19 protein-coding genes are annotated in these 19,934 nt (G+C 41.7%); 8 read left to right on the top strand and 11 right to left on the bottom strand.

Going from position 1 to position 19,934, the window contains the following annotated elements:
- Nucleotides 1-6: 6 nt before the first annotated feature.
- Entirely contained in the window at nucleotides 7-558 is a 552-nt protein-coding gene (locus tag HH214_RS15665) for a hypothetical protein (RefSeq protein ID WP_211166234.1), read from the bottom strand.
- 169 nt (nucleotides 559-727) lie between these two features.
- Here HH214_RS15665 and HH214_RS15660 point away from each other — a divergent pair, with 169 nt between their 5' ends.
- The gene (locus HH214_RS15660) at nucleotides 728-1,741 is read left to right on the top strand and encodes a hypothetical protein (RefSeq protein WP_169609175.1); all 1,014 of its coding nucleotides are present in this window, start codon (nucleotides 728-730) and stop codon (nucleotides 1,739-1,741) included.
- 466 nt (nucleotides 1,742-2,207) lie between these two features.
- Here HH214_RS15660 and HH214_RS15655 read toward each other — a convergent pair whose 3' ends face one another.
- Nucleotides 2,208-2,723 (bottom strand): hypothetical protein, encoded by a 516-nt coding sequence (locus HH214_RS15655; protein ID WP_211166233.1) that lies wholly within the window; start codon nucleotides 2,721-2,723, stop codon nucleotides 2,208-2,210.
- A 1,023-nt stretch (nucleotides 2,724-3,746) separates the two neighbouring features.
- On the opposite strand from HH214_RS15655, the gene HH214_RS15650 reads away from it, so the two are divergent.
- The 3 genes from HH214_RS15650 to HH214_RS22335 all read left to right on the top strand — a co-directional run bounded on the left by HH214_RS15650 (nucleotide 3,747) and on the right by HH214_RS22335 (nucleotide 5,579).
- The gene (locus tag HH214_RS15650) at nucleotides 3,747-4,562 is read left to right on the top strand and encodes a hypothetical protein (RefSeq protein ID WP_169609171.1); all 816 of its coding nucleotides are present in this window, start codon (nucleotides 3,747-3,749) and stop codon (nucleotides 4,560-4,562) included.
- Between the two features lie 718 nt (nucleotides 4,563-5,280).
- The gene (locus tag HH214_RS22340; protein WP_169611178.1) at nucleotides 5,281-5,457 is read left to right on the top strand and encodes an ATP-binding protein; all 177 of its coding nucleotides are present in this window, start codon (nucleotides 5,281-5,283) and stop codon (nucleotides 5,455-5,457) included.
- A complete protein-coding gene (locus HH214_RS22335; RefSeq protein ID WP_169611177.1) occupies nucleotides 5,454-5,579 on the top strand; it encodes an ATP-binding protein in 126 nt (41 codons plus the stop codon). Before HH214_RS22340 ends, HH214_RS22335 begins: the two co-directional genes overlap by 4 nt.
- 77 nt (nucleotides 5,580-5,656) lie before the next feature.
- On the opposite strand, the gene HH214_RS15635 is transcribed toward HH214_RS22335, so the two are convergent.
- Entirely contained in the window at nucleotides 5,657-6,853 is a 1,197-nt protein-coding gene (locus tag HH214_RS15635; RefSeq protein ID WP_169609169.1) for an ATP-binding protein, read from the bottom strand.
- A 171-nt stretch (nucleotides 6,854-7,024) separates the two neighbouring features.
- Here HH214_RS15635 and HH214_RS15630 point away from each other — a divergent pair, with 171 nt between their 5' ends.
- The 3 genes from HH214_RS15630 (at nucleotide 7,025) to HH214_RS15620 (ending at nucleotide 10,397) form a co-directional block, all read left to right on the top strand.
- Entirely contained in the window at nucleotides 7,025-8,155 is a 1,131-nt protein-coding gene (locus HH214_RS15630; RefSeq protein ID WP_169609167.1) for an alpha/beta fold hydrolase, read from the top strand.
- Between the two features lie 129 nt (nucleotides 8,156-8,284).
- On the top strand, nucleotides 8,285-9,058 hold the full coding sequence (locus tag HH214_RS15625) for an HAD-IIA family hydrolase (protein WP_169609165.1): 774 nt from the start codon (nucleotides 8,285-8,287) through the stop codon (nucleotides 9,056-9,058).
- Nucleotides 9,059-9,254: 196 nt separating this feature from the next.
- Nucleotides 9,255-10,397: a sensor histidine kinase gene (locus HH214_RS15620; protein ID WP_169609163.1), complete on the top strand. Its 1,143-nt coding sequence runs from the start codon at nucleotides 9,255-9,257 to the stop codon at nucleotides 10,395-10,397.
- A gap of 72 nt (nucleotides 10,398-10,469) precedes the next feature.
- On the opposite strand, the gene HH214_RS15615 is transcribed toward HH214_RS15620, so the two are convergent.
- The 8 genes from HH214_RS15615 to HH214_RS15590 form a co-directional block, all read right to left on the bottom strand.
- Complete coding sequence (locus HH214_RS15615; RefSeq protein WP_169609161.1) at nucleotides 10,470-11,048, bottom strand: hypothetical protein; 579 nt, start codon at nucleotides 11,046-11,048, stop codon at nucleotides 10,470-10,472.
- A gap of 25 nt (nucleotides 11,049-11,073) precedes the next feature.
- The gene (locus tag HH214_RS15610; protein WP_248282114.1) at nucleotides 11,074-12,090 is read right to left on the bottom strand and encodes an OmpA family protein; all 1,017 of its coding nucleotides are present in this window, start codon (nucleotides 12,088-12,090) and stop codon (nucleotides 11,074-11,076) included.
- Nucleotides 12,021-12,395 carry a hypothetical protein gene (locus HH214_RS22125; RefSeq protein WP_248282113.1) on the bottom strand — a complete coding sequence of 125 codons (375 nt, stop codon included), beginning with the start codon at nucleotides 12,393-12,395 and terminating at the stop codon, nucleotides 12,021-12,023. The genes HH214_RS15610 and HH214_RS22125 overlap by 70 nt, the downstream gene beginning before the upstream one ends.
- Before the next feature lie 68 nt (nucleotides 12,396-12,463).
- The gene (locus HH214_RS15605; RefSeq protein WP_169609159.1) at nucleotides 12,464-13,240 is read right to left on the bottom strand and encodes a TIGR04086 family membrane protein; all 777 of its coding nucleotides are present in this window, start codon (nucleotides 13,238-13,240) and stop codon (nucleotides 12,464-12,466) included.
- Between the two features lie 204 nt (nucleotides 13,241-13,444).
- Nucleotides 13,445-14,491 carry a fatty acid desaturase gene (locus tag HH214_RS15600; RefSeq protein WP_169609157.1) on the bottom strand — a complete coding sequence of 349 codons (1,047 nt, stop codon included), beginning with the start codon at nucleotides 14,489-14,491 and terminating at the stop codon, nucleotides 13,445-13,447.
- 26 nt (nucleotides 14,492-14,517) lie between these two features.
- Nucleotides 14,518-14,652, bottom strand: a complete 135-nt coding sequence (locus HH214_RS22240; protein ID WP_256367666.1) for a hypothetical protein — start codon at nucleotides 14,650-14,652, stop codon at nucleotides 14,518-14,520.
- A gap of 13 nt (nucleotides 14,653-14,665) precedes the next feature.
- Nucleotides 14,666-15,403 carry an acyl-CoA desaturase gene (locus HH214_RS15595; protein ID WP_169609155.1) on the bottom strand — a complete coding sequence of 246 codons (738 nt, stop codon included), beginning with the start codon at nucleotides 15,401-15,403 and terminating at the stop codon, nucleotides 14,666-14,668.
- 315 nt (nucleotides 15,404-15,718) lie between these two features.
- The gene (locus HH214_RS15590; RefSeq protein ID WP_169609152.1) at nucleotides 15,719-16,372 is read right to left on the bottom strand and encodes a response regulator transcription factor; all 654 of its coding nucleotides are present in this window, start codon (nucleotides 16,370-16,372) and stop codon (nucleotides 15,719-15,721) included.
- 357 nt (nucleotides 16,373-16,729) lie between these two features.
- Between HH214_RS15590 and HH214_RS15585 the strand changes: the two genes are divergently transcribed.
- Complete coding sequence (locus HH214_RS15585; RefSeq protein ID WP_169609150.1) at nucleotides 16,730-19,927, top strand: chemotaxis protein CheB; 3,198 nt, start codon at nucleotides 16,730-16,732, stop codon at nucleotides 19,925-19,927.
- Nucleotides 19,928-19,934 lie beyond the last annotated feature (7 nt).

Here is a 19,934-nt window from a genome sequence, read left to right as displayed (position 1 = left end):
AGATTATTATTTGTCTTTATAAATATCAAAACGTTCAAAAGGCACTTTGCCAAAGTCTTTAACCGTCTTTATCTCAGTCTTTCCTTGTTCATGCGAGATGGCATGGAACCGTTCGCCACCATCCTTAAACAGATACCAGCTTTTCTCAGCAGTATTATACTTAAAGGTTACGATGCGCGTCCAGCGCCAGCCGCTACCACCATAATGTTCCACAGAAAAATAACCGTTTTTAATGGTAATGCCTGTAAAAGGGTCGCCCATTTGCCCGCCGCAGTCTACACAATAAACCGCGTTGTTACTGCGGGCAGCTAGCTGGTAGGTTTTATTGGCTTGACCCACGAGTACCAGCAGCGGTCGCTTTTCGGGATGACTAATTACATTGGAGGACTTTTCTTCGCCTACTTTGTAGAGCACCAAAACAGCATCGGGATAAGCATCTCGGTTTAAATTGCCTTGAGTTAAATCAAGCGCTTCGTAGCCTTTGGGAATAAAGCTTTTTAAGTTAGCAGGAACAGCAACTGCTTCTTTAGGCGGTTGTCCTAAACTCTGCAAACTCATACCAACAAGTAATGTAGATAGCAAATAAGATAAACGTATCATCAAAAGTGAATAGGTAGTTGTTAGCGTAACAGCAAAAAAACAGATGTGTTTTTGAATACCAATTTCAATAATTGCAAACCCATACAGCCAGATGCTGTTATTATGTCGCAACTTAACTTTATTTACTATGTCATTAAAGACCCTTTCCCAAACGCGTTGGAAGGTGGAAGCCGACCGCGTTACTTTGTTTCCATATGGTGTATTCTATGTGCTCAGCGCTGCAATGGCCATAATTTTTGCTGGCATTTTATTCGTTTACATGAAATATGAAAACGCTGGAATCATGGAGTCCTTACCTTTTGTGCTCTTCCTGTTGCTCCTGGTTATTTTGTTTTGGGGGTACGCCAATACGTCAATTGAATTTAACAACAGGCAAGGCATAATGCGCAAAAAATTGATGGGTTTTATCCCGGTTGTTAATCTTCCTTTCAACCAGTTGGCAGGCATTAATGTTATTTCGAACACGATGGGTGGGTACAATTATCGGGTATTTAAAAAAGCTGACAAATACGGAAAAGGCGTTGCTGTTTCATCTGGCTACAGCCGGAATGACGACCCGAATGCCATCGCTTTTGTTGATGGCGTGGTTCCACTTATTCATGATTACCTGAACCAGCACGATGCGCTTGCACCAGCCTCGGTTGCTCCCATTACTAATTACAAATACTTTAAGAAAGAGAATGGACGCTATATCATCAAAAAAAATAAAGTGGCAGCAGTAATATTCGGTTTGCTGATGCTCGCTTTTGGCATACATGAGTTTACACCTGCTGCCTGGATAGATGACTTAAATTTGCTGGGTAATATCTGTTTTTTTATTTTCTTTGTGCTGGGTGGTCCGCTTATTATTATTGCTGGCTTTACCACTGTAGCATTCGACCAGTCAGCACGAACCATTGAGCGCAAAAGCCCCATTGGTTTAGGCAATCGAACCTGGAATTTTGCCGACTTTACGGGCATACAAACCCTACGCCGTTCTATTAATTTTATTTACTCAGGTACTGATGTGCAGATGCATTTCCAGCATCCGGACAAGCCGAAGCCTGAAGTTATAGTGGTACACAGCTTCCGAAGAAGTCGCAATATTGAGCGTTTCGTACAGGAGCTCTACCAGATTATGGATCAACCAGAAGTTGGCTAACAAGTACCTGATCCCCTTAATTCTTGTTATAAAATTGACTTTCTAACATTGCCGCATGATATACCTCTTCCTGTAAATGAACTTATACAATGCCGCTTACTAGCGTTACTGTATAATTTCTTATGGGGAGATAATCCAAGGTTGAAAACAACAAAAATACAGCTACCATCAGAGCAAATTGCTTATTTAACCACAAGCTTTCCTGCTGTGGTATCTTACGACTCTTGGTGAAGAGGGGGAACCGCCAAGCTCAACAGCATTCAAGAGCAGTCACCAGTAACATGCGTGTCAGCCAATCCTCGCTCACGTAAGTATTGCTAGAACCGGAAGTCAGTTCTACAGCCGACCATGTACAGATTAGCGTAATGAACACTTGAAAGGTGAACGCCTTATGGCGTTAAATAACTATTCAAACAAGCCACCAACAGGAGGTAACTGACAAAATATAATATAAGTTAATGTAAAATCACATAGGACCATAACTCATGCTAAATTCAAGGGCATAGCGTTGGTCTGCCAGCCGAGTAACACGATCAATAATGAGAAATTGACTGAAATCCTCGCCGCCAAAGTCGATTTGTTCACCTAATTTAAGCTTATTTTGCGGGTTGACCTGATCTTCCTTTATACGGGCTGAAACGTTCTTAAACATTTTTTCCATATCAAACGGAGTCTCCACCAACCCTTTATCCAGCTTATGCAACAAAGAAAACGCGGCATTACTCCAATAAGGTATATCCGTGGTATCGGCTGCAAAACGTGACGTTTCCAACCGGAAACTCAACGTATAGTATTCACACCCTGATTCTTTAATACTAACCTGATCCCCGTCAGCCAGGTTAAAAGTTTCCAGTCCCGTTTTGTGATCTGCCAGCAGCGTAAACTGAGCATCAGGAAAAACATTTCTTTTAATGAATGGCTCCGCCGCAGCTCTTGGGCAATCGTCCGTTGTTGTATCAGAAGCTGTTGTTGAGTCTGTCACAAGCGGTTTAAATGTACTTACGCTTTTAATTACCGTGTCTTTTTTATTATTGGATGTTTTGACAGATTGCTTGCAGGCATAAAAAATTAAAATCGATAATAGGAAAAAATACAATATGGATCCCTTCATAAGTGCTTTAGATATGTCATGCCTGAACAAAAAGGATATCTATTCTGTTTGGAAGGAAATCTTTGCTTTGATAAGAATTAATTTTCCTATATCGGCATAAGAGGATCTGCAGCTTTATAATGAAACAAATCCTTGACCATTTAATCTCCATAGCTAAATCTTTTTTCACTCTGATTTCCCAGATCTGAAAGTATAATTTATAAAGTCCTTGTAGCGGATGGCCTACTATCCATAACCACGCTACAAGTCATACCATTCATGCGGCCACTCATAACTGCGACACAAAAAATAATTTGACAATAAATTGCGAACAGCACTTTCTAACAGTGCCCTCATTGCGTGAAAATGTGGGATGCCGCAAAAAATTGCGGCTTAAAAAACAACCTCTACGCTATTGTAAAGGCCATTTTTGCTTTTTTTGGGTGCACCCAACTGGGTGCTTCTCGAACCATTTTGCAGCTGATTTGAGACTATTAACAGCATTGATGTTCTAGTAAATTATGTGCTTGGAGGATAGCCTTAAAATGTTGGAATGTGTCTAAAGGCTGCGTAGTATTGTAGCTATATTCTAAACAAGATATTTCTCATAGCGTCTTGTCAGCTTTAATCAATCGTTTGAAATATGTAAGCGTTGGTAGTAGCACAAACAATACGAAATATCGCTCGTTAGCTTCATTTATTAATCATTTCAAACCGAGTCAAATATAAACTTCAGTGTCATCTAACGCCTACGTTCTAATTTTTGCCTTTAGATGTGTTTTTTACTATTAAACACTTAACAAAAACTTCTATAAGTGAGCCGCAAATTTTTACTACCTTAACACCTATAATAACCACTGGAGCTATTTGTAGTAAGTTTTATGTTGAACTAATCTATGGTCTAATACTGCTGTTATGAGAAAGCTTTTTGTGTTCTTTACGCTGATCACCTTTCTGGTTCATAGTAAAGCAAAATGCGATAACGTTGTCGTCAAAGGGGATACTCTAAGAACTATATTTTTCTCGCCTTTTGACAAGTATCCCAGTATTGTGAAACTACGTGAGAAACTTAAAGATTACAGCACCAACTGCACTGAAGATAATTGCTCTTTCTTATCAACATGGAAGATTGTAGATAATCGCCTAATGCTCACTAACATCAAAAATTGTGAGTGTAATCAGAAAAAACAATCTGCAAATTTAAGCGACCTGTTCGGAGACCGTCTCCAAAAAGGTATGCTCTGCGCCGACTGGTATACGGGAGAAATTTGGGTGACCAAAGACCAGCCGAATAGTTGGGGTGGAATGTTTGCCGCATCCTTTCCCAGGGAAACCCGGCTGATTATAAAAAAGGGCATTGTAATTTCGGTTAAAAAATTTGTGTACCCTAAACCAGTGAAGAATAGCTATTATAATAACACTGATTCGCTTCACAAATTTATTTATACTCATATAAACTGGAATAAGTTCCCTAATCTGCCGGAGCATAGTAGATGGGAATATTTTAGTTTTGATCAAGATGCTAAGGGGTATTTAATCAACCTCAAACAAATGGAAAATGCCCGTTCTTATGAAATCTATGACAAAGACCAGATGGAAGAAATCAAACGTGTTGCAGGATTACTTCAATGGCCGTTATATTATCTTCACGGTCAGCCGGTCAGGAGTTATATAGCATTCTCGATTAGTTTAAGCAAAGAAATGAAAGACAAGTTTGCTAGACCAGATTAAAACTCTCATTCATTTCACTTAAAGACAAAGCAATGTTTTCCTTTTGCTGATTACAAGAGTTCTGCCGGTTAAGGATATGGAATTGCCGTCGATAGCTGTAAATGTAAATTGCATATTGTTTGCAAGTCAAATGACGACAATACAGATAATACATTAAGAAATAATCGTGTTATATAAATAATTAGAAACGAATCTTCTTATCTGCCTTCAACTTATTGGCTTTCGAAACATCATATCAATTCGTTGAAAAATTTGAGTAATTGCAAACTGTAACTTTAAATAGTTCGATTCTCTTAAGGGTCACCTTAATTCCGGACCCAGAGTAGCCATTTTTCGAACTATTTCATGGAAGATTTAAAGAAATTGGCGTTATGAATAGCTATTGGTTCGAGTCCTGTTGGGATACAAATGAAGCCTTTTATGAAAATAAGGGGCTTTTTTATAGTTATTCTAAATATGGCTCACCTATACTTTTGAAATTTGGATTCCGGTAAATATTGGTTGATTTTGGATCCGAGTTCTATTTCGTTCGGTCTGATAAAATGTAAAATTAATGTTGTTTAAATGAAGGCTGCGCATTACGATCTGGCGGTACTGGTAAAAGAGGTTGAGAATGGTATATTGCCAGAAATTACCTCGCATAAAGTTCTCTTTGCACCGGTGAAGAAACTTGGGTCAATGTTGATAAAGACAAGATTGAACAGGTTATCAATATTTTATCAGTAATGCTATTAAGTATTCACCACCTTATACCACCATTGAAATAGCTTGTGTTACAGGGAGTAACAATGCTCATGTAACGGTGAAAGACGAAGGAATGGGAATCAGACTTCAAGATCAGGCGAAGTTTTTTGACCGGTTCTACCAAGTAGAGGGACAGGAAACCAGTCCATAGCGGATTTTGGTGTCGGTCTGTATATCCGTAAGGAGATTATTGATAGGCATGATGGAAAGATTGGAGTAGGCAGTCAAACCGGTAACGGCAGTACCTTTTGGTTTACCTTACCTTTAAATTAGTAGCATCAGATTGAAGTTTAGCCGGCAGAGACAAAAGTAAACAGTTTAAACATGCCTAAATCTTCGGGATTGACAGCCTATCCCACTTCTGAATCTCTTTGCACGTGAGGCAAGGTAAACCAGAAAGCAGACCCTTCGCCGACCTTGCTATCAACGCCTATATCGCCGCCATGACCTTTAATAATTTGCGCAGAAATGTATAAACCCAGCCCTAAACCCCGGCTTTGGCTGTTACCCTTCCTGACCTGGTAGTAACGGTCAAAAAGATGAGGAAGATCTTTTGCCGGAATACCCTCACCTTTATCAGTGACCGAAATTTTTGTGCAGTTTTCCAACTGCTCTACTTTAATGGATATTTCTTCGGATTGTGGCGCATATTTCAGCGCGTTGTTTACGAAATTTACGATAATCTGGTCTATCTTATGTCTGTCTGCATATACTACCGTGGAAAGATCACCGCTATGCGTAACAAAGTGCCTGCGGTCCAATTGTACATGATTGCAGCAACCTTCGATAACATCTGATAAGGGGAACCAGCGTTTGTTGATGGACAGTTTGCCCTGTTCAAGCTTCGATGTGTTTAAAAAATCTTCTACCAGATGAGTAAGCTTCGATGTATAAAGTTGTGATTCAAAGGCAAGCTTTGCTATCTTTTCTGGAATGGCAGCTTCATTTTTGATCATGCGGTTCATTAGTTGTAAAGCCGCCTTCAGGCTGGTGATCGGCGTTTTGAGTTCATGTGTCGCAATCCCTATAAACTCATCCTTTTGTAGCTGGAGTTCGTGGTTTTCAGTAATATCTTCTATAATGGTGTAGCCCATTTGCTGACCCTGATCAGGGAACAATATAGAGGTCACCCGGCACCAGATTAAGGAACCATCTTTTTTGATTAGCACAGTTTCCAGGCTGAAGGATGGAGTAGACTTTTTCCATAATCTTTCCTGAAGCATTCTCCAGTGCTTATGATTTTCTTTGGGAGAATAGTCCAGAATTCGTGTCCCTATAATTTCCTCTTTTTTTGCATAACCCAATAGGTTAACCATCGCAGAATTGACCTGCAGAATCTTCAAGTCCGCTGCAATCACTTTATTTCCCAGCTTTGAATATTCAAATATGGTACTAAAGCGGGTTTGACTATTATCGAACTCCTTTTTGCCTTCGGCGGAACACGCAGAACGCAGATGATCAACTTCTTTCTTCAACCGTTCAATCTCACTTTTAAGGGAAATTATGATCTCCTCATGCTCATTTGAACGCGTTTCTCCGGTCGACATTATTCAAGATTTGCAATAAAGATATCTGCTTTGTATCAATAATTAAAATATATTAACTTACAGTAAATAGTGTAGTAGGCAAATTATTTTGTGCTGGATGAGAACTTGATATTTTATACTTGTAATGCAGTGAAACTATTGTTACACCGGCAGGTTGTAACTTAAAGCGATATGCCCATTTTACTCCTTGCCTATTTCCTGACTAATCTTTTTACAATTGTATTTATCTGGCTGGAGGTATATCTCTGGCGCCAGTGGTACTTGTATAAAGACCTATTAACAGAGCATGATCATGATTATGCACAGCGGTGCCTCATTGGAGCCATTGCAATACTGGTTTACCTGTTAATTGGCAAAAGCATCATTCGCCTGCTTTTAAGCAAAACCCGCAAGGGTGAGGATGAGCCAAAAGCTGAACGGCTGGAAGAGCAGCAGCAACTGCAACGGCCTGATGGCAGCATTATTAATGTAGAGCACGGCGGTGTGAAAGGAAAACAAACTATTGTGTTTATCCATGGCTGGAACTCCAACAGCATGCAGTGGTACTACCAGAAGAAATATTTTGGGAAAAACTATCACCTGGTACTGATGGACCATCCCGGGCTGGGTAAATCAAAACGCCCCGATAATAAAGATTACAGCCTGGAAAAACTGGCAGCCGACCTGGATGCGGTTATAGAGCAATCGGGTGCTAAAGATCCTATTCTGTGGGGGCACAGCATGGGTGGTTTTACTATACTGACGTATTGCAAGGAGTACCCCAAAAAGCTGGCAAAGATCAAAGGCCTTATTTTAGAACATACAACCTACACCAATCCTGTCAAAACTTCGATCTTAAGTGGATTATTAACGGCTATTCAAAACCCGGTACTTAAACCCATTTGCTGGCTGATGATTGCGCTTTCGCCGGTGCTTTGGTTAAGCCGCTGGATGAGTTACCTAAACGGCAATATGCTCATCATGACACGCTTTATGACTTTTGCTGGCACGCAGACTGGAAAGCAGCTGGATTTCACAAGTTTACTATCGGCCATGGCGCCACCGGCAATTACCGCACGTGGCGTACTGGGTATGTTTAATTATGATGCTACTCCTGTATTAAATCGTATACCAATACCTACGCTGGTTGTGGGTGCTGATACCGACCGGTTGACTAAGCTGGAAGCCAGCATATTTATGAATAAAAGCATACCGGGGTCACGGCTGGTTACTTTAGCACCTGCAGGCCATATGGGTTTTGTAGAGCGGCATGCAGAGGTAAATGAGGCTGTAGCTGGATTTTTAGCGGAACTCCCGGCTTGAAACTTCCTTATCTAGTAAGGAATGAGTGAAGGTTGCAGATACGTGCGATTGCATTCACATCCAATTAACTAATATTTGAAGGTCCATAAGAAAAGGGCTTCTTCTACACGCATAAATCAACACCTGATAATGAAAAACGGCTTAATGATTGACATGGATGGCGTTATTTATGCGGGTGAAACGCTGATTGAAGGCGCTGATATTTTTATAAAACAGCTTTTGGATGAGCAGATACCCTTCACTTTTCTTTCTAACAGCAGTCAAAAAACAAGACGAGAATCAGTAGAAAAGCTGGAGAATTTGGGCATCAGTGTTACAGAGCAACATATTTATAACAGTGCTATGGCTACGGGAACATTCCTTAAGGATCAGTATCCGGGTTGTACTGCTTTTGTTTTAGGAGTAGGCGGTTTACTAGGCAGTTTGGAACAAAATGGGATTAAAATAGTAAATTCAGAACCGGATTTTGTAATACTCGGAGAAGGGCACGAATTTACCCTGCCCATGGTACTTACGGCTGTAGATATGATACTGGCTGGCGCCCGGTTCATAGCCACCAACAGAGACCCATCACCCCGCAAGGCCGGATGGAATAATTTAGGCATAGCAGCAACAGCAGCGATGATTGAAGAAGCCACCGGAATAGAGGCTTTCGTAATCGGTAAGCCAAGCCCTGTAATGATGCGCTCAGCCAGCCGGTATATGGAACTCGAACCGTCGCAAACCACTATTATAGGCGACACTATGGAAACGGATATTAAAGGAGGCATTTATATGGGTTTTAATACGATCCTGGTTCTATCTGGCATGGCAGATAAAGAAAACATGAAGCGTTATGCTTACAAGCCCAATCTGGTAGTAAGTTCTGTCGATGAAATAAAATTCCCTCTAAAATGGTGGTAAATGATCGTTGTTAATTAGCGCTGAACAAAGAAAATAGGATGAGTAACTTTCTATACTAAGGTAGCAAACCTATTATCCGAAACATAATCTCCTGCAGACCCTCTATGATATTAATCAAAAGTTAATAAAATTATCACAAAAAGAGTGTAGCGCTGTTAAACACTGGTATGAGAACAGTACCTACTTACTAAATGCCATGGACAATGGGAAATCAATCTTCGACTTTATAGATGGTAAGCAACTATTGCGTACAACATCACTTGATGGTTCCATGAGTGGCATCATTATTACCAACTATCAGCACCCGGACAATCCTATTATCTATTGCAACAAAGCATTTGAGGAGCTAACCGGCTACAGCTATGAGGAGGTTATAGGAAAAAACTGTCGCTTTTTGCAACGGGATGACCGTGCACAATCCTCATGTTACAAGCTAAGGGCAGCTTTAGAAAAAGGGGAAGAATGTCATGTAGAGCTGGTAAACTATCGTAAAGATGGAAGCTTATTCTGGAATGAACTCTATATTGCGCCTGTTCAGGATGGAGAAGGTAGAATTACTCATTACATTGGCATTCAGAATGACATATCTGAACGAAAATTAAAAGGCCTTTCACTAAAGTTTAAGAAACTTCAAGACAGTGAACTGGAGCAGTTGAAGCAAGATTTCATCACCACAGCCAGTCATGAATTAAAGACGCCGTTAACCAGTTTAAAGGCTTCCTTGCAGCTGTTGAACCGGCTAATGGACAACGATCTGACTGATACCAAACAGCAATTATTACTTAATAAAGCCAATACCAATCTCAATAAATTGGCATCACTGATTGAAGACTTACTGAGTGTTTCCCGTCAGGAATCAGCCCGCTTATTACATGTCTATTCTTTTTTCAACTTAAATGAATTGATTGAGAAAACTATCATTGAATTTGAGCTTAGTGCCAGGATGTCCATTAATATTGATGGCGACAAGCACGTGCAGGTTATGGCCGATCAGGATAGGATTCAGCAGGTACTCGTTAATTTGTTGAACAATGCTATCAAGTATGCCCCGGGCTCAAAGGGTGTTCTGATTAATCTTAGAGATCAAGGCAAGGAAGTGCAGGTTAGTGTTCAAGACTCAGGCAGTGGCATACCGCCACAAAACCTGCCGCTTATTTTCAACCGCTATCATCGCGGAGAGCACCACGACCTGCAAGTATCGGGATTAGGACTGGGGCTTTTTGTGGCAAAAGAGATTGTGGAAAGCCATGGCGGAGTGATGGGGGTAGACAGTGAGGTAGGAAAAGGTAGCACTTTTTGGTTTACGTTACCGGTGGAAGTAACGCTTGATAATAGGTAAGCCGTTAACTTCTTTAATAGAAAAAGGCCATTGAATTACCAATGGCCTTCTTCTATTACTGTTGGCTAATATCTATATAGCATCCCTTTTAACCTTAGCAGCAGTGCTTCTTCCAGGCAAGTAAATCTGCAGCCCAAAATTAAGGTTCAGTTTACTTTGGTAACCGGCATCTCCAAAGCCGCTTACCCCATTGTATTTCAGTAAAGTTTCCAGGCCGATGTTGGGCGTTATGAAGTAGGCAAAGCCGGGACCGAAGCCGAAATCCAAGCCATTGGTATGGCCGCCTCCATCGCTTACGTTAACGCCACCAATACCTAAATTAGCTTCACCAAAAAAGCGGCCATGGCGTAGCACTTGTACATCTGTACCGGTATAATACCGGCCTAAGCCACCCACGCCATAATTTACTGTGGTACTTGAGTTATGTGCTGTAGATATTCCCAAATTAAGATAACCACCCAAAGCCACATTATCCTGAATAAACCATGCGGCCTTTGGGGTAATGTTAAAGCTAACCACTTTAGAATCATCAAGCCCCAGGCTCAGGTCGGCAAAGTTTGCACCAACCAGTACGTTACCTTTTTGGATTTGCGCACTTGCTGAAAGGCTCGTTGCAAAAAGTGCCATACCCATTATTATATATTTTTTCATGTTTTTTGATTTTTAAATTAAAGGACTAAAATATGCTGAATTCAACTCTGCGGTTTTGTTGGCGGCCTGCTGCCGTTTTGTTAGAAGCAATAGGCTGATTTGGGCCGTATCCGGTTGCTTCGATGCGAGACGGATTAGCGCCCTGAGATACTAAGTAAGCTTTAATAGCTTCTGCCCTGTCTTTAGATAACCTTAAATTCAGCGCCATTGATCCGCTGTTATCAGTGTGTCCGGCCAGTTTTAGGCTAAAGTTTTTCTCCACCAGTAATGCAGCAACACGGTTTAGCGTTGCGTATGACCGCTCACGGATGGTAGCTTTCCCTAAATCAAACTCCAGGTTTTTGATAGCTTCATTAACCACCTGACGGTCGGCTTCCGTTACAATAACCCGTTCGTTAACAACAGGGGCCGGAACTTTGAGCGGGCAACCAGCACCATCCACGGTAGTATTTGGTTGTGTACCTTGGCACTTATCAAACTTATTGGCTACACCATCTGCGTCATCATCTCCCAGATCTCGCTGATATTGCTGCTCATCGGCCAGGCGCCTTTGCTCTGCCGTAGACAATGCACTTCGCAGGCTGGCGCTTTCTGCTGCGCTCTCCTCGCGTATAGCTGCAATAGCGCTGTAATTTTGTAATTGAGAAGATTTGCGTCTGCCTAAGGCAAATTCAAAGCCACCATGTGCGTAAGAGAACCGGTCATTTTGCCCGCTGGCTACGCCATCAAACCGGTTGGTTTTCATAAAGGCCACGGTATAACCAAAATCGAGGTTCACTCCTTTGGAAAGGCCTAGCTTAAAACCTGCACCAACCGGTACAAACCAATTACGCTGAAAGCCATTATTTGCGCCAGATGGCGTGTTAAAGGTTTCGGCGTTATATGACATATAACCTGCGCCTGCGGTAAAGTAGGGCGAAAGAAAGTTACGCTTCTGGTTCAGGCTTAAATTAGCCACTGTAAAATTGGCGCTTAACGAGCCTGACCATTCAATGTGTGTTTTAAAGCTACTGGCGTCCTGCGCTGCTGTTGGTGAGGGCAAATCATTGGACCTAAAACCTTTAAGTTTACCGGCCAAAAAATCGGCTTGAATACCAAACCCCGGAAGGATTTGCTTTTTGATGTAACCGCCATACCCCATCGTTCTTGCGGTGTTTTAAAATCGCCGTTGGTGCTGCCGTTAAAAGGCGTGTAGTGTGTCAGCATGCCGCCGTTAATGCCAATAGACCAAGTACGGAAGGACCTTTTATCAAACCTGTTAGTAGTATCTGACAAGGTTTGTTGTGCAACAGCCCATGTTGACAGGCCGGTTAAGCATAGTGTAACTATTGCTTTTGTAAATTTCATTTTCATATGCTTTTAATTAAGCGGCATTTAATGATCATTGATAAATGCCGCTGGTGATAGATGATAGACTATGTTAGCCGTTTGTCAGGAACGGGATTGACCTGAGCTAAGTGATGGGTGTGATAATCATGTGGTACTTTAGAATCTCTGCCTAATTTTGCACCGAATGCTGCCGCGCCTGTACCTAGTAATACGCCGATAAAAGAATACAAAGCAGCTTTTCCGGCAGCCGAAGCTGCGTCGTCTGCCACTTGACGGGCTGTTTGTTCTACATCATCCTTATTGGCAGCAACCTGTTCGCTGATGTTCGCACTATCTGTAGATAACTGCTGTTTCCCAGCTTCGCTTCCCGGCTGGTAACGCTCTTGGGCGGCCTGTTTTAAAGAAGGCGTTGCGCTGGACACTGCTTTTCCAACAACGTTGCCAGCTCCGCCTACGATACTGCCGATAGCATTAGATAGCAGGTAAAACGTAAGGATAAATAGCAGACCGGCTACCAGTATGCCATGAATCATGCTTTCCGAAGTATGCTTGTCTTTAGCCAAACGACCGGCAACCCAGCCACCCGCAAATAAAGAAATGATGATACTTAAAGCTGACCATATACCCGAGCCAATAGCCAGCCCCGTACCCGGGGTATCATGGTTTACGGCGTCTACCGTGCTCATGCCTATTGCAACGCCCAATAGCGTAAGCGATAATTGTGTTAAAACTGCTACAATGAAGCCTGCAAAAACAGCAGCCCAGCTAATGCGCTGATGCCAGGTTGGCGAATGTGGTGTATGTGTAGAAATTTGTCCGGGCGTGCGCATAGCATCATCCGGATGACGAACTTGTGTTTCCATGGATTAAAGTGGATTAGTTAAAAAGTGAGTGGAGAAAAAACGTCAGCCATAACGTGACGTTCCTTTTATACAACCTGCAGGGGTTGCTTTTGTTTAACTTATTAATTATTAATTAATTAAGCGATTGGTTTATTGTGTATATACGGAGATGATTGTAGGAGGGCAGTTGCCATAAGTGAAATATTATATTGTGGTAGCTTAATGCTAAACTGCGGCATTAGGGACTGTACGTTTGAGATTAGGCTTGTAATATTGCTCGTAAAAGCGCTTTTTATCATCGCGGTAAGAGCGTACAGCACCAATCACACTCATAAATTTGATGTAGTACCAAGCCAGATCAAACAGCATGGGTTTGAAGCCGCTTCTGGCGCTTTTGGGGTATAGGTGATGGTTGTTATGCCATTCACCGGCTACCAATCCGGGCCAAAGCTGATTGATGGATTTGTCTTTTGCATGATAGTCGATACCCTTGCGCTGCTTGTCTTTACCTTTGGCATGCCCTTCATAGTTAAAAGTTCGAACGCCCACAGCCCAAAAGCCAGCTGCACCGAATAAGCTGCAAGCCAATGCATGTCCGCCAATAAGAAAAAATATTAGGTACCAGAATGACCAGTTGCCTATCCATGACAGTACCTCACGATAAGGATTAGCATATGACCCCCAACGGCGGTATTCTGCATAAGTATTAGGTTTAATACCGGTATGTTTCATTAAAAGCATAACACGGTTGTAGTCGCTTTCCGTCAGGTTTTTAGCTATAGGCTGGTGGTTAACATCTGCCAAAAAGCAGTATAAAAAGCCGGCCTGTGCATTATATGGGTCCCCGGGCTGATCTGATTTAGCATGATGAACATGGTGAGAGATAACATAAATTTCTTCTGGTATGGCGCTGATAGTTAAGTTTTTGGTGAAAAAGCGCCAGAAGTTGTTTCGGAATTTATAAGCCCCATGCGTGCAGTAGCGGTGATGCCAGATGGTGCCATGCGTGCCCATAATAATCATACTGTAAACAAAGGCTGCAGTAATCGTCCACCAGTGTAAATAGTGTGTGAGGAAAATGAAGAAGAAAGGCAACAAGCAAAGCACTTTTAACCAGGCTAAAAAAGGCAGCCAGTTCCGGCGATCATTGTATACATTCAGCCGACTGAAAAATTCTGAAAAAATTTGATGAGCACTGGGCTTAATCAAGGCACCTTGTTCATCCTTCCACCCGTAAGATGGTTGTTGCAATACATAATCCAAAAACGGCATAAGATCGGCTGTTATAATAAACTTTTTTACTTTTTTTTAGGTGGCGGTGTCAAGGCATCCTTAGATACCGTTTTCTTTCCTGCCTGGTAATCCGAGACCGACTTTTGATTATCCGTGTTCGGCGCCTTTTTTAAGTTTTTACTTCCTTTATCTTTACTCATGTGGTTATACGTATTAATTTAAATAAGCTTTTCTGAGCCTGATGATGTGTAAATAATGCATAAGCTTCATCACCGGATATACCGGGTCTATCTCGAACCATTTTTTGCCGAAGTTGGCACTGTTAGGAAACCGGTGATGGTTGTTCTGAAACAGCTCGCCCAGCATCAAAAAGTCGAAAGGAGAAGTGTTTTTAGATTTATCCTGATTGTTAAAGTTGGTATACCCATACTTATGCCCGCACCAGTTTACAATGGCACCTTGAATGGGGCCCATTAAATAGTGAACGGGTAACAGCAAAAACATCCACCAGTGGGTAGCAAACACAAAATAAAAAAGGGTGTACGCCACGCCAAATAACAATCTTGATAACAGGGAAGAACCCATCCTGTCAATTACGGGCCATTCCGGAAAATAGCCTTTAAAACGCGCTTCCGGGTCAATGGCTTTCATGCGATGGTCTTTAAAAGTTTTTAACGTGGCTTTCAGCATCTGAAAAACATCGGTAAAAAAGTGCGGCGAATGGGGATCTTTCTCCGTATCGCTATAGGCATGATGTTCACGGTGCATCAGCGCATAGGCGCGAGGGTGCAAAAAAGATGCACCTTCAAAAAAATACGCCATCAGGTAAAACACGCGTTCCCAACCCTTGCTGGTGGTAAACATCCGGTGCGAGGCATAACGATGCTGGAAAAAGGTTTGAAAGAACAAGGACAAAAACCAATGTCCGATAAAAAAAATAACTATAATCATAATGTTGTATTTAATCAGACTGTAAGCAATGCGAATGAAAACACATAACTACAAATCCGGTAAAAGCAGTAGCAATTCGTTAATCGCTGTTTAAACGCTAGTGCGCTTATTGTTAATGCGTTTTTAAACAACTGGTAAGTGATGTTGTATTTCGCAGTTTGCAATTGTGCCAGTAAGTACAGCGGCTAATTTGTTGGTGATGTTTTTACAAAGTAAAGGTCTGATTAAATGCCCGACAACGATGCGTATTATTACGTGAGACCAGGAAAGATTATTACGCTATTTTCTTTGTAGTTAAATTTAACGCGACGGAAATTAATGGATAATTCCATTCAAGGCGGCATATTTAATTAATGCAACGGTGTTTCGCATGCCGGTTTTATCAAGCATAGCTTGTCGTTGTCCTTCTATTGTACGTTTACTGGTGAAGAGTTTATCGGCAATTTCCTGGTTGGTATAGCCATCAGCTATCAGCTCTAAAACTTCCAGTTCCCGTTCAGAAAAATCAACCTCGCGTACCTCATGCTCGCGCTGTTGCAATATAGGCGTCTTCATTAAGCGGTCAAGCATGCGCAGGGCAAGGTGCATACTCAAGTAACGGCTGTTTGCATAAACATACCGAACAGCATAAATCATCTCCTGAGCGGGCGCATTTTTAATCAGATAACCATCAACTCCTGCCTTAAACGCCTGCACAATAAACCTTTCATGGTCAAGCATGGTAACCATAATAATTTTCACTGCCAAATTTTGCCTTTTAATGGCTTCAGCTAATTCTATACCACCCATAAGCGGCATGTTCAAATCGGTGATGATAATATCTACCATCTGCCCACTCCCCAGCAATTGTATAATGCCCTGTCCGTCTTCGGCTTCACCTACAACCTCAATATCATCCGCCAAAGCAAATAAGGCTTTGATGCCATCCCGAAATAGTTGATGATCGTCGGCTATGAGGACTTTAATCATAGAAGTGCAGAATTATTTAGTAGCTGGGTTTTTTGTAGTAAGAGAAGTAAATGTCTGTTAATAATAACATCAATTGTAAGTAATAGGTTTCTCTTTTATTTAACCGGCTGCGTCGAATATTTAAATCCATCTCAAATACACCACATAACTCTATCATCTTTTAGGCGGATATTTGAACGTTAAGTAACGCTTTTGATAATTAACAAAACAACTGGCCGAGATAATCATTATATCTGTAAATCTCCACAAAAAGAAATAGCCGAATACTATATACTTATACTATCTTAGCAATACTTACCCCAAAAGTGGAAGCTGGCAATCTTTAAGTTTCTGCTGCTGTATTTTATAGCATCGCTTATGCAAAAAAACAACCCAGAGTATATTATTGCCATAGGCGCTTCAGCCGGCGGGATGGAAGAAATTAATGCCTTTTTTGACCATACTCCGCTGGACAGCGTGTCTTATGTAATCATACAGCACCTGTCACCCGATTTCAAAAGCCGTATGGTAGAACTATTAAGCCGCCATAGTAAGTTGCTGGTATTGGAAGCAGAAGAAGGTTTGGAGGTACAAAGTAACACGGTATACCTGATTCCTAACAACCAATACATGACTATTGAAGGTAACCGGCTAAGGCTAACTCCTAAAGAAAACAGCCGGAGACCACATTTAACGGTCAATACTTTCTTAAAATCCTTGGCCATCAATAGCGGCAAACATGCCATTGCAGTAATACTCTCTGGCCTGGGTACAGATGGAACGGAAGGTACTAAAGCCATCAAGAAAGCAGGCGGCATGGTTATAGCCCGCAACCCGGAAGAAACGGAATTTTCCAGTATGCCCTCAAATGCTATTGCCACAGGTTTAGTAGATTTTGTTTTGGAACCCGAACAGATGCCTGTGGCTATACAAGACTTTATTACACATGCCGATAAACTGATGGCCGACATTAAGGAAGATGAGCAGTATATTTTACCGATTGTTGAGGTAATTAAGGACCAGCTACCGCTTGATTTTACCGAATATAAACAAACCACCATTCTGCGCCGGATTAAAAGAAGAGCGGCACACAGCAATTTTACGACACTTAAAGGCTACCTCGAATTTTTAAATACCGCACCAGAAGAGGTAGAGTTACTGGCTAAAGACTTTTTGATTAGCGTAACCACCTTTTTTCGGGACAGCGATGCCTTTGAGAATATTGCAGGTGCCGTTTTGCCGGCCATATTGAAAGATCATCACCCCGAAGATGAATTAAAGCTGTGGATTGCCGGCTGCGCCACCGGTGAAGAGGCTTACTCGGTTGCTATACTACTGTGCGAGCAGCTAACTGGTGCCTTACAAAACACTGCCGTTAAAATATTTGCCACCGATATTGATGCCGAGGCGTTGGCTATAGGCAGTAAAGGTATTTACCATGCCTCCCTCACTAAAAATATATCGCCCGAGCGGCTGGAGAAATATTTTATACCTGAGGGCGACTGCTACAGGGTAAGCCCTGCTATACGTAAAATGGTCATTTTTGCACAGCATGATTTGGTCAAAAATCCGCCTTACTGTAACATGAGCTTTATCAGTTGCCGCAATGTATTGATTTACATGACCCCTGCTTTGCAAAAAAAGATTTACGCCATGTTACTGTTTGGATTGAAGGCAAACGGGTACCTGTTTTTGGGCTCCAGCGAAAATCCGTTACCTATTTTACAGAACCTGGAAGTTACAGATCCGAAATCAAAAATATATAAAAGTCTGAATGGAAAGCGCCTGATTAAGTTTGATGCTTTCTCGATACCTGAGCTGCAGGAAATAAAGCGCCTCCCTGCCAGTGCAACCAAGGCAGAAACAAACACAGGAAATGACGAATTATTAGCGGAAACTTTACAAGCCACTCTGGCCAAAGAGATGGGCTACCTGGTAGTGTGTGTAAATGAGCATCATCAAGTAATTAAATCATACGGAGATACCAGCAGGTTTCTGCATCAAAAGCTGTTTAATAACAACATTATGGAACTGTTGCCCAAACCATTGGCAATCGCCTTTAATACGGTTAGCAGGCAGGCGCTGCAAGCCAATGAAAAAGTAACGGCACCAGGTATTCAGATTAATCAGGGCGGGAAAGGTGTTTTTGTAAACCTGTCCGTGGTTCCCCTACACATTAAAAGGAATGCCCCCCCTTTGTTGATGGCCATTTTTACGGAAGACACCACTACGCCTAAAAGTGAACTTCAGGAAAACACGTATAACGAAGATGCCTATTTAAATGACTATACCTTTCATCTAGAAGAAGAACTGCAGGAAACCAAGCTCCAATTGCGTGCTGCGTATGAAAAGCTGGATGCACTGAATGAAAACATGCATTCGTTTAATGAAGAGTTGCTTTCGGCCAATGAGGAAATGCAGAGCACCAACGAGGAAATGCAGTCGGTTAATGAGGAGCTGCATACTATCAATACCGATTATCACCTTAAAAACAAAGAGCTGCAGGAATTGAATGATGATTTAAACAACTACTTTAAAAGTAATGTAAACGGGCAGCTTTTTGTAGACAGCGAACTGCGGCTGCTCAAATTTTCGCCGGCCGCAGTTAAACTGATCAACTTAATGGAAGGAGACGTTGGCCGCCCGCTAAGCAACATCTCAACGAATATTAGATTTGATACCATCATTCAGGATATTCAATCGGTATTATCTAAAGGAGTGGTATTATCTAAAGACATTGAAAGTAATGATGGCCAGTGGTACCAACTAATGACCATGCCCTACTTAACGCAAGCCGACAATCGGATTACAGGCGCCATCCTGACGTTTACGGATATCACTAAGCTTAAAAGAATTCAGGCTTCGCTCGACAGAAAAAACAAAAGCCTCAACCGTATCAACGAAGATCTTGAGCATTTTGTGTTTGCAGCCTCGCATGATTTACTGGCACCGCTAGGCAACATACAAACCAGCATTGAAATTATGAACCGGATTCCTATAGGCGATGAAAAGCTAACGGAATTTTTAGGCGTAATTAATTACTCGGTAAAAAAATTCAGTCAGCTCATCAAAGATATTGCTGTGATTGCCGAAGTGGAAAGTGATGTGAATGCCCATGAACGGGTAGATATTAACGAACTGATTGACAATATAGAATGGAGCCTGGAAAATAAAATAAAGGCTGCCGGTGCTACCATCAAAAGAAACATATTGACGCCCTACTTGCCATTCTCTAAGAAGAACCTCCGTAGCATCGTCTTTAACCTGGTGTCAAACGGCATCAAATTTAGGCGCGAGGAGCCACCTGAAATTTATATTGCGTGCTGGAAGGAAGAAGATCAGCTTATCCTTTGTGTTCAGGATAATGGAAAAGGTATTCCGGAAAGCAGTATCAAAAAAATATTTGAGATGTATGGCAGGTTGCATCAAAACATTGAAGGCAGTGGCATTGGTCTATATTTAGCTAAGAAAATTGTGAATGCTGCCGGAGGTAACATGGTGGTGGAAAGCGAGGTTGGCAAAGGAAGTAAATTCATTATCTATCTGAGTGCATACATTGATGATGAAAACTTATAATTTAAAC

Origin of the sequence: Mucilaginibacter robiniae (assembly GCF_012849215.1) — a bacterium.
In the GTDB taxonomy this organism is placed as follows: Bacteria; Bacteroidota; Bacteroidia; order Sphingobacteriales; family Sphingobacteriaceae; genus Mucilaginibacter; species Mucilaginibacter robiniae.
The sequence above is the reverse complement of the archived record's forward strand: the minus strand, read 5'-3'. Positions and strand labels throughout refer to the sequence as shown.

Excerpts from the sequence above, each read along its gene's own strand:
- HH214_RS15665 (WP_211166234.1), bottom strand. The coding sequence starts at position 558 with ATGAGTTTGCAGAGTTTAGGACAACCGCCTAAAGAAGCAGTTGCTGTT.
- HH214_RS15660 (WP_169609175.1), top strand. The coding sequence starts at position 728 with ATGTCATTAAAGACCCTTTCCCAAACGCGTTGGAAGGTGGAAGCCGAC.
- HH214_RS15650 (WP_169609171.1), top strand. The coding sequence starts at position 3,747 with ATGAGAAAGCTTTTTGTGTTCTTTACGCTGATCACCTTTCTGGTTCAT.
- HH214_RS15635 (WP_169609169.1), bottom strand. The coding sequence starts at position 6,853 with ATGTCGACCGGAGAAACGCGTTCAAATGAGCATGAGGAGATCATAATT.
- HH214_RS15630 (WP_169609167.1), top strand. The coding sequence starts at position 7,025 with ATGCCCATTTTACTCCTTGCCTATTTCCTGACTAATCTTTTTACAATT.
- HH214_RS15625 (WP_169609165.1), top strand. The coding sequence starts at position 8,285 with ATGAAAAACGGCTTAATGATTGACATGGATGGCGTTATTTATGCGGGT.
- HH214_RS15620 (WP_169609163.1), top strand. The coding sequence starts at position 9,255 with ATGGACAATGGGAAATCAATCTTCGACTTTATAGATGGTAAGCAACTA.
- HH214_RS15615 (WP_169609161.1), bottom strand. The coding sequence starts at position 11,048 with ATGAAAAAATATATAATAATGGGTATGGCACTTTTTGCAACGAGCCTT.
- HH214_RS22125 (WP_248282113.1), bottom strand. The coding sequence starts at position 12,395 with ATGAAATTTACAAAAGCAATAGTTACACTATGCTTAACCGGCCTGTCA.
- HH214_RS15605 (WP_169609159.1), bottom strand. The coding sequence starts at position 13,240 with ATGGAAACACAAGTTCGTCATCCGGATGATGCTATGCGCACGCCCGGA.
- HH214_RS15600 (WP_169609157.1), bottom strand. The coding sequence starts at position 14,491 with ATGCCGTTTTTGGATTATGTATTGCAACAACCATCTTACGGGTGGAAG.
- HH214_RS22240 (WP_256367666.1), bottom strand. The coding sequence starts at position 14,652 with ATGAGTAAAGATAAAGGAAGTAAAAACTTAAAAAAGGCGCCGAACACG.
- HH214_RS15595 (WP_169609155.1), bottom strand. The coding sequence starts at position 15,403 with ATGATTATAGTTATTTTTTTTATCGGACATTGGTTTTTGTCCTTGTTC.
- HH214_RS15590 (WP_169609152.1), bottom strand. The coding sequence starts at position 16,372 with ATGATTAAAGTCCTCATAGCCGACGATCATCAACTATTTCGGGATGGC.
- HH214_RS15585 (WP_169609150.1), top strand. The coding sequence starts at position 16,730 with ATGCAAAAAAACAACCCAGAGTATATTATTGCCATAGGCGCTTCAGCC.